This is a genomic window from Litoreibacter sp. (assembly GCF_058136045.1).
Genome location: NZ_JBYVDD010000007.1, coordinates 39,078 through 53,338 on the forward strand (window position 1 = coordinate 39,078; position 14,261 = coordinate 53,338).

Sequence of the window (14,261 nt, forward strand, 5' to 3'; positions counted from 1 at the left end):
GACACGTTCTCCTGTTGGTTTAAGTGTAGCTTTTCTCCGATAGCGTTGGCGGAAGGTCGCCGCAAGGGGCTTGATGTCGTTGACGTGAGTTGCAAGGGAAGGTGTGGCCCCTACTTTATAGGGTGAACCATACGAAAGGGTTGCGGTGTTTGCACGAATTAGCCTTGCTGTTTTGGCGGTCTGGATGGGCTGTGTGGGCGGCGTGGCGGCACAAGAGCGGCCTGTTTTGGCGCAGGTTGTGACGGCGGCGGGTGCGAAAAACTGGACAAGTGTGCAGGTGTTGCGCCCGAAGGTGACAGATGGTGCCGCACGCGATGTTGTGGGTTGGTTACGCCTGCGTGGGCGGCAGGCCAGTTTCAGCGAATGCATCAGTTTTTTGAATCGTAACGCGGACTGGCCGGGATTGAAGCTGGCGCGGCTACGGTGCGAATATGTGATCCCCAAAGCAGGTATCGCCCCCGCGTTGGTCTTGGAGTTTTTCGGCACGACACCACCACAAACAGGCACGGGGTCGCTGCGTTTGATAGCGGCTTTGGATGCCAAAGGGCGCAGTAAAGAAGCCATCGCCGAGGCGCAGCGCGCGTGGCAATTATTCAACCTGACCCAAGCCGAGCATGACGCGTTCGTGGCGCGCTATGACACCGTTTTGAAGGGCCTCCATACGGTCCGGCTGGATATGCTTTTGTGGCGTGGCAAGGGGCGTGCTGCGCGGCGAATGTTCAATTTAGTGCCTGAGGCTTGGGCCAAATTGGCCATAGCGCGGCTGGGGCTTCGAGGCCGCGAGAGCGGTGTGGATGCGATGATCAAGGCGGTGCCTGCGGCATTGTCTGAGGACGCGGGGCTGGCGTTCGAGCGGTTTTACTGGCGGGCAAGAAAAGGCCGCACCGAGGGCGCGGTAGAGATATTGCTAGAGCGCTCGTTGTCGGTGTTGGATCTGGGCCAGCCGATTGAATGGGCTGACCGGCGACGCTCGTTGGCGCGGCAATTGATGCGCGATGGCAAGGCGGCACAAGCTTACGCTGTGGCCTCGCAGCATTTCCTGACGGCGGGGTCTGCCTATGCGGATTTGGAATGGCTATCGGGCTTCATTGCACTGCGTAAACTGGATGCGCCAAAACAGGCGTTGGCGCATTTCAACCGCTTTCAGGCCGCGGTCGAGACGCCGATATCATTGGGCCGCGCGGGCTATTGGCTGGGCCGCGCATATGAGGCGGATGACAATGCGCAGATGGCGGGGGCCGCCTATGAATTTGGCGCGCTGTATCAGTCGTCGTTTTATGGCCAGCTTGCCGCAGAGAAGGCGGGGGTTGAGCGCGACAAAGCGATGGTGGGTAAGGAAAGCTTTGACGATTGGAGGGTGGCGGAATTCACCAACTCAAGCGTCTTTAAAGCGGCTTTGGGGCTTCACCGTGCTGGTTTGCGCGATTTGGCCGAGCGGTTTTTGGTACATCTGGCCGAGACGCAGCCGCGCGCAGGTATTGGCCAGATGATTGATATGGCGCTGGACTGGAACGAGCCGCATATCGCGCTGATGCTGGCCAAGCAGGGTGCGCGGCAGGGCTATGAAATTTACCACGGTTATTACCCTTTGTCGGTGCCTCAGGGCATGAAAATGGACATTCCCGAAGAATTTGCATTGGCGATAGCGCGGCGTGAAAGTGAGTTTGATCCGGTGGTGGTCAGTGGGGCAGGTGCGCGTGGCTTGATGCAATTGATGCCCGGCACTGCGCGCGATGTTGCGCGCGATATCGGCGTGGATTACGAGAAGGCGCGGCTGACACGCGACCCGGCCTATAATGCACACCTTGGCACGACCTATTTGGCGCAGTTGTCAAAGCAGTTCGGGGCCAACCCGGTGCTGATGTCGATTGGCTATAATGCAGGGCCGCGTCGGGCCGAGCGCTGGCCCACTTTGTTTGGTGATCCGCGTGGCGCGCAGGTGGATGTGATTGACTGGATCGAGCATATCCCGTTCCGGGAGACCCGCAATTACGTGATGCGCGTGACCGAGAGCTTTGCGCCATATCGCGCGCGGCTGTCGGGGCGAGTGGATGACATCAAACTTAGCGATCAGCTTAAGCAGTAGAGCGGCGGCGCGTGCGCCATAGGGTGAAAACCCCGGCAGATATCACCAAACACGCGCCGATTACGACGTTGGTGCGCAGGGTCTCATGGAAGACGAGCAACCCGATCGCCGACACGAACACCAGTTGCAAATAGGCGAAAGGTTGCACGGCGGAAGCCTCGGCGACCTCATAGGTTTTGATCAGCAAATAATGGCCCGACGCGCCCATGATGCACAGCGCCAGCATCCACGCCCAATCGGCGGTGGTCATTGGTTCCCAAAACCAGATGCCGATGGCAGTCATGGCCACGGCTCCTGCAATTCCGGTCCAGAAAAAACTGGTGGCAGCGGTGTCTTTACGCGCGGCGAAGCGGGTGAGCAAAGTGTAGAGCGCAAACATCAGCGCGGCGGTCACCGCGACCAGCGCATAGGGGCTGAACACGCCCGCGCCGGGTTGCAAGATGACCATGACGCCGACAAAGCCGATGCCAATGGCTGCCCAGCGAAACAGGCCGACTTTTTCGCCGAGGATTGGCCCGGACAAGGCTGCGACAATGAGCGGGTAGGAGATGAAGATCGCCATGCTCTCGATCAGGCCAAGAAGGGTGAAGGCGGCGACCATGACGCAAACCTCTAGGGCCAGCAAAACGCCGCGGAAGGTTTTGTAAGACCGGCTGCGTGGTGCGTGCGGCATTGGCGATGGAGCCTGCCCGTTTGGCCGAGACGGTCAGCACGAAAGCGGCAAAGAACCAATAACGGATCATCACCACCATCATGACGTTATATTCGCCAGCCAAGTGGCGCGAGATGCCGTCCTGCATGGCAAAGATAAACATGGTGGCGACCATGAGCATGATGCCGCGTTTGGTGTCGTTGCCGCTCATGGCATGTGTCCGATGCTCATATGTCGTTTGCGGCCGAAGCCGGGGACGCGCTGGACTGTGAACCCCGCATCAGTGAGGGACCGGCGCACATGACCTGCGGCGGTATAGGTGGCGAAGGTGCCTTTTGGCGCTGTGTGGCGGCCAACTTCCAGCATCAGTTCTGGCGACCAAAGCTCGGGATTTTTGGCGGGCGAAAACCCGTCAAGGAACCATGCGTCGGCCTTGTTTTGCCAGTGGGGAAGGGTTTCGCGGGCGTCGCCTAGGATGATGTCGGCGTGCAGGCGGTCGGTGCGAATGGTGGTGTCGGGCCAGTGATCGAGCAGCGGGACGGCGTCAAGCTCGGGGAAAGATTTGAGGGCGGTTTCCATGTCTGCGCGCGCCATCGGGTAGGCCTCGAAGCTGGTGAAATATAGCGGGCCGGGACCTGTGTGCGCTTGCAGCGCGGTGAGCATGGAGAGGCCCGTGCCAAAGCCAAGCTCTGCGATGTGAAATCCGTCGCAGTAGCGGTTTGGCAGGTCATTGCCCGCAAGGAAGACGTGGCGGGTTTCCTCAAAGCCGCCGGCGAGCGAAAAATACGGGTCATCGAAGCGGGTCGAGACCGGAATGACGTCATTACGCCATTCGATATGTGCCGTCTGGTCGCTCATCATGCTTTGCCTTAGGAAGTCACCCAGCGACACTGAGCAAAAGGGGGCGGTCTTGTCCAGAGCGGAAGTCACAGTATTGGGGGCGGGGGTGTTTGGCCTGTCGGTGGCGTGGGCCTGTGTGAAGCGTGGCGCGCGGGTGCGGGTGATTGACCCAAACGGTGTCGGCTCCGGGTCATCGGGCGGGATATTGGGGGCCTTGGCTCCGCATGCGCCCGAGCGATGGGATGATAAGAAACAGTTCCAGCTTGAGAGCTTGCTGATGGCGCAGGGGTTTTGGGACGAGGTTGAGGCGGTCTCGGGCTTAAAGGCCGGTTATGCGCGGCTGGGGCGGGTGCAGCCTGTGTTAAACGCGCGCGGGTTGGCGCAGGCGCAACAGCGGGTCTTATCGGCGCAAGAGCTATGGGGTGACGCGGCGCAGTGGCGCGTGGAAGAGGCGAGCGGTGAGTGGTGCCCGAATAGCCCAACAGGACAGGTGGTTTTTGACACGCTATCGGCGCGGGTGCATCCGCGTCAGGGCTGCCTTGCTTTGGCGGGCGCGATTGCGGCCAGAGGTGGCGAGATTGTGCGGACAGGTGCAGTTGAAGGCGCGGTGGTGCATGCGACGGGCTACAAAGGGTTGGAGGCGATGAGTGCGCAGCATTCGCAGCCTGTGGGCAGCGGCGAGAAGGGGCAGGCGGCACTGCTGGATTTTGATGCACGCGGGCTGCCGCAGTTGTTTACGGATTGGATACATATCATCCCGCACAGTGACGGGACGGTCGCGGTTGGATCAACCACAGAGCGGTATTTCAACGCGCCCGCGTCTACCGATGCGCAGCTTGATGAGTTACTTGCGCGGGCGGTTGCGGCTGTTCCATTGCTTGGCAGAGCGGGGGTGTTGGCGCGTTGGGCTGGCGTGCGCCCCAGATCAAAAACGCGTGCCCCGATGTTGGGAAAGCACCCGTTTGAAGCGGGTGCTTTTGTTGCGAATGGCGGGTTCAAAATCGGCTTTGGAATGGCCCCGAAGGTGGGCGAGGTGATGGCTGATCTGGTGTTGGATGGCTTGGATCATATCCCGCCTGCGTTTCAGGCGGCGACCTGTTTGTAGGTCTATGTCGCAGATGTAGTCATGCATTGGCGACCGTCATCTGCCCGCGCCCATAGGGATAGGCCCGCAGCGGTGGGTTTGGCGCAGAACGTGACCCGCTCAAAATTCATCAAGGTTTGGGGCGGTTGCCTTGCGGTAGACGAGATCCTGCGCCTCGGTGATGAGCAACATCCCGTCTTGGGTGATGTCGTGGTACAGAGTGATGAGACGAAGCGCTCTCTTGCTTGCGGGTGGCGTGGTGCAGGGAGTAACTTTGGAGGCGGACAGCCAAGCACCGGGGGGGTATGAACATGCAATCGTCCGTCAGCCCACATGCGCTTTGGTAGCTCCATGTCAGGAATGATCTTTCCAGTTTTCGGGTGGCCCATCTGGGCCAATATTCTTAGCCCGTGCGGCGTGTTATCTGGCAAGCCGAGGGTGGCTGCGAGCGCAGTTATGCGCGCCGGATCTAAGGTGTCATGTTGCACGCTGGGGGCTTGATCTTGGGTCATGGGGGCATCATCCTCTGCCAAACCTTCGAGAGGCAAGTGATATATGACCCCGATGTTACGCAAGCTCGACCACTTGGTGTTGACGGTGGCAGATGTGGCCGTGTCGATTGCATTCTATCGTGACGTGCTTGGCATGACGGTAGAGGAGTTTCGTCCCGCGGACGGATCAATCCGCACGGCACTGCGCTTTGGCGAGCAAAAGATTAATCTGCATCTGGCTGGCGCGGAATTTCGGCCTCACGGGCGGGTGCCGATGCCGGGCAGTGGTGATCTGTGCTTTTTGACGGATGCGCCCTTGGAGGACTGGGAGGAGCACCTTGCGGCGCAGGGCGTTGCGATAGAAGAGGGGCCAGTAATGCGTAACGGGGCTGCGGGCGCGATATGTTCGATCTATTTGCGCGACCCTGATGGGAACCTGATAGAGGTGTCGGTTTTGCGATAGATTGTCGTTGCAAACGGGGCAAGTCTGTCAAAGACTGCAATCGGGCAAACCGGAGATTAAAATGGCACTTAGGCATGGCGGGGCAATTCTTGCCGATCAGCTGAAAATTCAAGGCGTGACACGGGTGTTTTCTGTCCCCGGCGAGAGTTTTTTGGCCGCACTAGACGGGCTTTATGACAGTGGCATCCAAAACGTGGTGTGCCGCCAAGAAGGTGGTGCTGCGATGATGGCCGAGGCGCATGGCAAGCTGACAGGCCGCCCCGGTGTGGCGTTCGTGACGCGCGGTCCGGGGGCAACCAATGCGTCGTCGGGGTTGCTTGTGGCAATGCAAGACAGCACGCCTATGGTGTTGTTTGTAGGGCAAATTGCGCGCGATCACCGCGACCGTGAAGCATTTCAGGAGGTGGATTATCGCCAACTATTTGGCGGTTTGGTGAAGTGGGTGGCGGAGGTGGATCAGACCGAACGCCTGCCAGAGTACATTGCGCGCGCGTTTCAATTGGCGATGTCGGGGCGGCCCGGTCCGGTGGTTTTGGCGTTGCCGGAAGACATGTTGTCGGCCATGGCTGATGTCGCTGACCGCCCTGCGGTGCAAGTGGCGCGTGCAATGCCTGCGCCGCAGGATGTGTCGCGGATATTAGAACTTCTGAGCCGTGCAAAGCGGCCGTTAGTCGTGGCGGGCGGGCCGAATTGGTCGGCGCAGGCGGGGGCTGATTTGGAACGGTTCGCCGCGCGCCTAAATTTGCCAGTGACAGTGCCGTTCCGGCGCCAAGATTACCTCAACAATGACAGCCCATATTACGCTGGCGACCTTGGCGTGGGTATGAACCCTGCGTTGGCGCAGCGGTTGCAAGAAGCCGATTTACTATTGGTGATCGGAGCGCGTGTTGGCGATATTTTGACCAACGGGTATACGCTTTTGGACCCGAAAAATTTGAATAAAACTCTGATACATGTGCACCCTAGCCCAGATGAGCCGGGCCATGTTTACGCGCCAGATGTGGCGCTGGCTTGTGACAGCGCAGCTTTGCTTGCAGCCTTAGTCGAGGGCGATACGCAGCCTGCGGTTTGGGCCGAGTGGCGCGCCGATGCGCGTGCTGACTACGAGGCATGGCAACAGCCCAAAGAGACGCCTGGTCCGGTGAAAATGGAGCAGGTGATCCCTTGGTTGTCGGAACAGTTGCCCGATGATGCGATTTTGACCAATGGGGCGGGAAATTATGCGGCCTTCGTCCACAGGTATTACCGCTATCGCAAGTATCACACACAGCTCGCGCCGACCTCTGGCTCTATGGGGTATGGCTTCCCAGCGGCGGTTGCCGCCAAGCTGGAGCACCCGGACCGCGTGGTCGTTTGTTTTGCGGGGGACGGCTGTTTTCAGATGACCTGTAACGAGATGTCGACGGCAATCCAGCACGGCGTGGCGGTGGTTGTGGTTGTGGTTAATAATGGTAAATACGGCACAATCCGAATGCATCAGGAAAAGAGCTACCCGGGTCGGGTGTCTGGCACTCAGATAGCTAACCCAGATTTTGCGGCCTTGTCGCGTGCATATGGTGGAACGGGGCAAACTGTAACTCGGAGCGAGGATTTCGCACAGGCGTTTGAAGATGCCCGCGCGGCTGGCGTGCTGTCGGTGATTGAGGTCCAGTTAGCAGATGAGGTTTTGTCTACCGGTATGACGCTATCTGAGACCCGCGCTGCAGGTCAGGCCAATAAATAGGTGAAACCTCTTCAGGAGACACACGGCAGTCCCCTGAAGTATTTGAAGGCCACTAATTAGTGGCCTTCACTTTGGGCAAAATATTCCCGCCAAGGGGAAAGTCAGCTTTGGGTTGACCTAGGTGCAGCCCTTTCATTGTAGGGTCAGTATTCAACCCCAATTTGGGCTTTGATTCCAGATCGGAAGGGGTGTTTAACCAGCTCCATTTCGGTGACGAGATCGGCCACGTCGATCAAGGCGCCTTTGGCATTTCGGCCAGTCAGAACAACATGGGTCATTTCGGGCTTCTCTTCGGCGAGGAAAGTGACGACCTCGTTCACGTCTATATAGTCATAGCGTAGGGCTATATTGATTTCATCGAGCAGCACCATATGGTTTTTTGGGTCGCGGATCAGCTCTTTGGCTTTGGCCCATGCGGCCTGTGCCATCTCGATGTCGCGTGACTTATCTTGGGTCTCCCACGTGAAGCCTTCGCCCATCGTGTGGAAGGCGCAGGTGTCGGTGAATTCGTCGAGGATCAGGTCACGTTCACCAGTGCTCATGCCGCCTTTAATGAACTGAACCACAGCACATTTCATGTCGTGGGCGATGCACCGGAAGATCATCCCGAAGGCGGCTGAACTTTTGCCTTTGCCCTTGCCAGTATACACAATGATCAGGCCGCGCTTATCGGTTTTTGTGGCCATAATTTTATCGCGCGCGACTTTCTTTTTGGCCATCTTAGAGGCGTGACGCGCAAGGTCTTCGGGGGTATCGCTGGGCATTGTCGGGTCTCCGCTGAAAAGGGTTGGGTTAGCCTGTTGGAGGATGCGTTTCGATGCAAGCTCAAAGGGAGTAACGGCTTGTTAATCTTGATTGGATTAGGCTGGTGTTGATATTCACCATCGGTTTTGAAGGCTCAGCATGCGATTTTTGCCATATTTCCATCTCTTGATTTTAGTAGCCTGTGCGGCGCCTAGTGTTGGTGTGATGGGTGGTCGATCTGGATCCACGCAGGTGGGTGCGTATGAATTTGACGTCAATTTTAGCGGCACTCGGGCGGAGGCATACCGATCCAACATTGTTTTCAGGCCGAAGGCGCGTGATATTTTTGCAGCTGGAGCCACGGCAATTGAGCAAGTGACCGGGTGTGAGGTGGTACGCAGTTCGGTCAGAGGGGATGTCGCGATTGTTGAGGCGGATATTTTGTGCTGATATATCAAAGGGTTTTGCGAAAGTGAAATTCGGTAATGCGAGCATATCCCGCGTGACTCCTCTCATCATATTTCTCAAATCCGCATTGCTTGAATAGGGTGTGGTTCTCGCAAAGTTCAGGTCGAGATATCAGTTTCACGCAGGATAGGCGCATGTTGCGGGCCGTCTTTTGTGCGGCTTGAAGAAGGGCGCGCGCCAAACCTTTGCGCCTATGATGCGGGTGAACGCTGAGCTTGCTCAGGTAGAGTGATCCGCAGCACAATGGCGCGGCGAACAGGCAAGCTATTGGCCTTTTTTGATGTTCAATAACCCAAACTATATGGGCGTCCAAATGAGTCTGGACATCCGTGGAGCGGAGCTCATGCGCAGAGGATGGTGGATCAACTCGCCCAATTTGTTCGCTGAATGACACCTTGATGAGGTCAACAATTGCATTGGCGTCATAATGTGGCGGGGCTTGGAATATCCGGGTCACAAAAGCCCCTCTATCAGGGCGTGTGCGGAGTTGGACTTCGGGGTCCAGAGCCCGCGATCAATGGCTTCTCGCAACCGCTCGGCCATTTCGCGAAGGGCCGCGGGGTTGTGGTCTGCGATGAACTCGCGTGTCTCGTCATCTTCGAGAAAAGCGTGATGCACGAGGTCAAAATGGTGTGATTTGGCGGCCCCAGTGGTGGCGGCAAAGGCAAAGAGGTAATCGAGTGTTGCGGCCATCTCGAACGCGCCTTTATAGCCGTGGCGCTTCATGCCATCGATCCATTTAGGGTTCACCACGCGGGAGCGCACAACGCGGCCGATCTCTTCGTCTAGGGTGCGAATAACGGGGCGATCTGGGCGCGAATGATCGTTGTGATAGATGGGGCGCGCGCGACCTTGCAGAGTTTCAATTGCGGCGGCTGCACCGCCCTCGAATTGATAGTAGTCGTCGCTATCAAGCAGGTCATGTTCGCGGTTGTCTTGGTTTTGCACGACGGCTTCAGCTTGGGAGAGGCGGGCTTCAAATCCGGCGCGGTCGCGGGTGCCTTGCGCGTCTTTGCCATAGGCGTAGCTGCCCCACTCTAGGTAGGCCTCGGCGAGATCAGATTTGTCGGCCCAAAGGCGCTCGTCGATCATGGCTTGCAGGCCTGCGCCATAGGCACCGGGTTTGGATCCAAACACGCGGTGCGATGCGCCCTCAGTCTGAAAACGCGCGGCGGCGGGGTTATCTGCCGCTGGCTCGTCTAGCTGCATCACGGCGCGTGCGGCGCTGTCTACCAGCGAGATAAGTTGCGGGAATGCGTCGCGGAAAAAGCCAGATACGCGCAAGGTGACATCGACGCGTGGGCGGCCCAATACGCCCATGGGCAGGATTTCAAAGCCAGTGACGCGGCGGTTGGCGGCGTCCCATTTTGGCTTGCAGCCCATCAGCGCCAAGGCCTGTGCAATGTCGTCGCCGCCGGTGCGCATATTAGCGGTGCCCCATGCGGTGAGCAGCAAGCTGCGCGGCCAATCGCCATGGTCTTGCAGGTGTTTTTCAATCAATAAGTTGGCGGATTTCCACCCCAAGGCCCATGCGGTGGGTGTTGGGACTGCACGGCTATCAACCGAGAAGAAATTGCGCCCAGTTGGCAGGACATCCATGCGCCCGCGCGTAGGTGCGCCGGAGGGTGCGGGGGCTACAAAATGGCCTTTGAGCGCGCTGAGAAGTCCCGCGCCTTCCATGGGTCCGCAAGCGTTAACTGTGGGTGTGACATGGGTTTTTATGTGATCCATGACCGTTTTGCTTGCAGGGCCGGGAGGTGTCTCGCCCTCCATTAATCTGATTGCTAATTCTTCGAGGCGCTCGATCGTGTCGCCAGTGCTGCGCCATTTGGCACCTGCTAAAATGTCGGGGCGCGGGCCTTCCCAAGGGGCGGCCATATCGGCGGAAAGTGGGTCAAAGTTAAGGTCTAGATCATCGGCTAGGGCGCGGATGATTGAGGCGTCGGGCCCGGTGCCATCGCCACGTGCAACACGGGTTAATGCGATGGTCAGATCGCGCGCTTGCACGCCTTCGGGGGATTGGCCGAAAATGTGTAATCCGTCGCGGATTTGTGCCTCTTTTAGCTCGCACAGATAGGCGTCAAGTTTGGCCAGATCGCTGTCTTCATTGCCGGACATGCCGATATCTTCATCCAAGCCGGTGGTTGATGTCATGGTTAGGATTTCGCGGCGTAAATATTTGATCCGGCGTGGGTCTACGCCTGCGGCCTCGTAATATTCATCCACCAATGCCTCTAGGTCTTTGAGGGGGCCGTAGGTTTCGGCGCGTGTCATGGGGGGCGTTAAGTGGTCGATGATGACCGCTTGGGCGCGGCGTTTGGCTTGGGTGCCTTCACCGGGGTCGTTAACGATGAACGGATAGACATGCGGCATTGGGCCAAGGGCGGCTTCGGGCCAGCATTCATCTGACAGTGCCAGTGCTTTGCCGGGCAGCCATTCAAGGTTGCCGTGTTTGCCCATATGCACGATGGCCTGCGCGCCAAATTCGTGACGCAACCAGAAGTAGAAGGCGAGGTAGTTATGGGGCGGTACGAGGTCGGGCGAGTGGTAGGTATCTGTGGGGTCAATGTTATAGCCGCGCGCAGGTTGCAGGCCGATGACGGCATTGCCGAAGCGGTGGATCGACAGTTTGAACGCGGTGCCGTCAAAGAAGGGATCAGTGTCGGGCGTGCCCCAGCGGTCCTCCATTTGTTGGCGCAGGGCGTAGGGCAGTTTGGCGTATTCCGCTTTGTAGGCGGCCATGCTGAGCGCCTCGCCGCCTTGGCGCTCCGCGCGGTCCGTGAGCCAGTTGGTGGGGCCTGCCATGATAATGTCCATCAAGGCTTTGCTGTCTGTGGGGGGATTGTCGATGGTGTAGCCGTCTTGTGCCAACAGGCCGAGCACATGGGTGGTGGCGGCGGGCGTGTCGAGGCCGACGCCATTGGCGAGGCGGCCATCTTTGTTGGGGTAGTTGGCGAGGATTAGCGCGACTTTGCGCGCCTCGGATTTAGTGCGGCGCAGTTTTGCCCAGTTTGCCGCCAGATCAGCGACGAATTGAATGCGGTCACCACGCGCGCGGTAGGTGGCGATGGGGCATTGCGTTGCCTCGTCAAAATAGGCCTCGTCTTTGAAGCTGACAGCGCGCGATAGAATGCGCCCGTCAACTTCGGGCAGGGCGACGTTCATGGCAATGTCACGCCCCGATAGGCCCGTGAGGCCGTCGGCCCAAGCGGCCTCGGTTGAGCCGGAGAAGATCACTTGGAAGGTGGGGGCTTGGTTGGCGAAAGGTGCCGCGAGGGGGTTGAAAATTGTGGCGTCACCTTGATGCGGTGAGCCGGTGGCGAAGGACGTGGCGTTCAAGATGATGTCGGGCGGGGCGGCGTTAAAGAGGGTTTCCAGTGTGGCGAGGCTGATGGGATCTTTGAGCGAGGCCACAAAGATTGGCAGCGGGTTTAACCCGTTGCGCAGCAGTGATTTGACCAAGCGGTTGACCGGATTAAGCCCCGCGCCTTGCACCAGCGCGCGGTAGAAAATCAGCGGCACAATAGGGGCATCAGGGGTCCATGCGGCTTGTGCGGCGGCGAGATCGCAGATGCCGGAGCCGGGCCAGTATACGCCTGCGCGCAGCAATGGGGTTGCAGGCAGGGGAGGCTGAGATTTGGCGGTGATGGTTTGGGTGATAATGAACTGGGCATAGGCGAGGAAATTTTCAGCATTGGCCGGGCCGCCTTCAACCAGATAGGCCCAAAGTGCATCATAGTCTTCATTGCTGATGGTCGAGAGCGCGCGCAGTTCTGGATCGGGTTTATCATCGCCGGGAAGCAGGGCCAATGGGATGCCGGCATCATGCATGTGGGCCGCGTATTGCTCGGCCCCGTATTTCCAATAGCCAGTGCCACCAAGCACGCGCGCAATGACCAGTTTGGATTTTGTGGCGCAGGCCTCGATATGGAGATCAACCGACATTGGGTGCATCAGGTGCATCATTGAGGCGAGGCGTAGTTTGGGAGGGTTGGCCATTTCGCCGCGCGCAGCTGATAGGGCTGCGAGTTCCGTATCGGCGGCAGAAATGAAGACGATATCGGCGGGCGTTTGGCCCAGATCAACGGGCTCTTGGCCGTTATCTATGTTTCCGGGTGTGGCGGCGAGGAGGTGCATGTGAGCGCCTTTTGGCTGGCCGGGGAGCCTCCGGCGGGAATATTTTTACCAAGATGAAACCTAGAGGGGTTTCTCCATGAAGAGGCTGGTTTTATTGGCGGCGTAATCGCCAAAGGGGCCACATAGGGTGAAGCCGTGTTTGGCGTAGAGTTTATGTGCGTTATGGAGCAGATCGCCAGTTTCAAGCTTGAGGGCGCTGAGGTTTAGGGCGCGCGCGTCTTGCTCGATGCGCACTAGGATGGCGGAGGCGGCGCCTTTGCCGCGTGCGCTGGGGGCGGTGAACATGGATTTAAGCTCGCCATAGGCTTGCAGGTTTTTGAGCGCGCCGCAGCCGAGCAACGTGCCCCCTTCGCGTGCGGTGAAAAAGCGGATATTGGGCGCGCAGAGGTCGGTGATGGAGAGGTAGCAATTATCCTCAGGCGGGAATAGCTTTTCCATCAGGGCGTGACTGGCGTGCAGTAATGCGATGGCTTGGGGGGCGCGTGGGTCTGTTTGCTCGATAATCATGCGGATTATGCAGATAGCGCGGCGGTGATTGCCACTTGGTCGAGGCCAGATTGGCCGATCACGACGAGGCGGGTTTCACGCGGGGCATCGCCTAATGGGCCGTCGAAATAGGTGTCTACGCGCGGGCCGACTGCTTGCAAGGTGAGGCGCATGGGCTTGTCTTTGACGGCGGCGAAACCTTTGAGGCGCAAGATGTTATGGGCGCGGATGACGTCTGCGACTTGGGCGGCGAAGGCTTTGGGGTCAGCGATCTCGGGGCGGGTGACAACGAAGCTTTCGAAGTCGTCATGGCTGTGGTCGTGGTGGTGGTGGTCGTGATCATCATCGTGGTCATGGTGGTGGTGATGGACCTCGTGGCGCGCGTCGAGGTCGTGCTCGGAGCCAGCGCCTTGGCCAAGTAATACATCAACGGGGATTTTGCCCATAGAGGTGCGTATGACCTGCACGCCATCGCGGCTGTCAGTCTTTAGTTTAGTGACCAATGCGTCGGCTTGCGCCTCGCTGAGCAGGTCGGATTTATTGACCACGATCATGTCGGCGCACGCGATTTGGTCTTCGAACAATTCCGACAGGGGTGTCTCGTGATCGAGGTTGTCATCAAGTTTGCGCTGCGCATCAATGGCGGCGACATTATGGGCAAACAGCCCCTCGGAGACGGCCTTGCCATCGACCACGGTGACGACGCCGTCAACGGTGACTTTGGTGGAGATTTCGGGCCAGTTGAAGGCGCGGATCAGCGGTTGTGGCAGGGCCAAGCCAGAGGTCTCGATGACGATATGGTCGGGCTTGTTTTCACGCTCTAGCAGTTTTTGCATGGTAGGGATGAAGTCATCAGCCACGGTGCAGCAGATGCAGCCATTGGACAGCTCTACGATATCATCCTCAGAGCAGGTTTCATCCCCGCAGCCTTTTAGAATGTCGCCATCAACGCCAAGATCACCAAACTCGTTGATGATAAGCGCGATGCGCCGCCCCTTGGCGTTCTCTAACATGTGGCGAATAAGGGTGGTTTTGCCAGCGCCAAGAAAGCCAGTGACAACGGTTGCGGGAATTTTTGTTTTCATGG

Annotated in this window: 10 protein-coding genes and 1 pseudogene; 4 read left to right on the top strand and 7 right to left on the bottom strand. The window is 58.5% G+C overall.

The window, feature by feature from the left end; all coding sequences use genetic code 11:
- The first annotated feature begins 145 nt into the window (after positions 1-145).
- Entirely contained in the window at positions 146-2,086 is a 1,941-nt protein-coding gene (locus AC3Y7R_RS10860; protein ID WP_490042067.1) for a lytic transglycosylase domain-containing protein, read from the top strand.
- Here AC3Y7R_RS10860 and AC3Y7R_RS10865 read toward each other — a convergent pair.
- Both AC3Y7R_RS10865 and mnmC2 read right to left on the bottom strand, forming a co-directional pair.
- Positions 2,076-2,949: pseudogene (locus tag AC3Y7R_RS10865) on the bottom strand (DMT family transporter). The gene AC3Y7R_RS10860 and the pseudogene AC3Y7R_RS10865 sit on opposite strands and share 11 nt — an antisense overlap.
- On the bottom strand, positions 2,946-3,596 hold the full coding sequence (gene mnmC2 / locus AC3Y7R_RS10870; protein ID WP_490042068.1) for a tRNA (5-methylaminomethyl-2-thiouridine)(34)-methyltransferase MnmC2: 651 nt from the start codon (positions 3,594-3,596) through the stop codon (positions 2,946-2,948). The pseudogene AC3Y7R_RS10865 and the gene mnmC2 overlap by 4 nt, the downstream one beginning before the upstream one ends.
- A 52-nt stretch (positions 3,597-3,648) precedes the next feature.
- On the opposite strand from mnmC2, the gene AC3Y7R_RS10875 reads away from it, so the two are divergent.
- The 3 genes from AC3Y7R_RS10875 to AC3Y7R_RS10885 all read left to right on the top strand — a co-directional run bounded on the left by AC3Y7R_RS10875 (position 3,649) and on the right by AC3Y7R_RS10885 (position 7,339).
- Positions 3,649-4,683, top strand: a complete 1,035-nt coding sequence (locus AC3Y7R_RS10875; protein ID WP_490042069.1) for an NAD(P)/FAD-dependent oxidoreductase — start codon at positions 3,649-3,651, stop codon at positions 4,681-4,683.
- Between the two features lie 534 nt (positions 4,684-5,217).
- Complete coding sequence (locus AC3Y7R_RS10880; protein ID WP_490042070.1) at positions 5,218-5,616, top strand: VOC family protein; 399 nt, start codon at positions 5,218-5,220, stop codon at positions 5,614-5,616.
- A gap of 61 nt (positions 5,617-5,677) precedes the next feature.
- The gene (locus AC3Y7R_RS10885) at positions 5,678-7,339 is read left to right on the top strand and encodes a thiamine pyrophosphate-binding protein (protein ID WP_490042071.1); all 1,662 of its coding nucleotides are present in this window, start codon (positions 5,678-5,680) and stop codon (positions 7,337-7,339) included.
- A gap of 143 nt (positions 7,340-7,482) precedes the next feature.
- Here AC3Y7R_RS10885 and cobO read toward each other — a convergent pair whose 3' ends face one another.
- The 5 genes from cobO to cobW all read right to left on the bottom strand — a co-directional run bounded on the left by cobO (position 7,483) and on the right by cobW (position 14,259).
- Complete coding sequence (cobO, locus tag AC3Y7R_RS10890) at positions 7,483-8,103, bottom strand: cob(I)yrinic acid a,c-diamide adenosyltransferase (protein WP_490042072.1); 621 nt, start codon at positions 8,101-8,103, stop codon at positions 7,483-7,485.
- A gap of 434 nt (positions 8,104-8,537) precedes the next feature.
- Positions 8,538-9,008 (bottom strand): GNAT family N-acetyltransferase, encoded by a 471-nt coding sequence (locus AC3Y7R_RS10895; protein ID WP_490042073.1) that lies wholly within the window; start codon positions 9,006-9,008, stop codon positions 8,538-8,540.
- Positions 9,005-12,688, bottom strand: a complete 3,684-nt coding sequence (cobN, locus tag AC3Y7R_RS10900) for a cobaltochelatase subunit CobN (RefSeq protein WP_490042074.1) — start codon at positions 12,686-12,688, stop codon at positions 9,005-9,007. The genes AC3Y7R_RS10895 and cobN overlap by 4 nt, the downstream gene beginning before the upstream one ends.
- 60 nt (positions 12,689-12,748) lie before the next feature.
- Positions 12,749-13,195 carry a GNAT family N-acetyltransferase gene (locus AC3Y7R_RS10905; protein WP_490042075.1) on the bottom strand — a complete coding sequence of 149 codons (447 nt, stop codon included), beginning with the start codon at positions 13,193-13,195 and terminating at the stop codon, positions 12,749-12,751.
- 5 nt (positions 13,196-13,200) lie between these two features.
- On the bottom strand, positions 13,201-14,259 hold the full coding sequence (gene cobW, locus AC3Y7R_RS10910) for a cobalamin biosynthesis protein CobW (RefSeq protein ID WP_490042076.1): 1,059 nt from the start codon (positions 14,257-14,259) through the stop codon (positions 13,201-13,203).
- Positions 14,260-14,261: the final 2 nt, after the last annotated feature.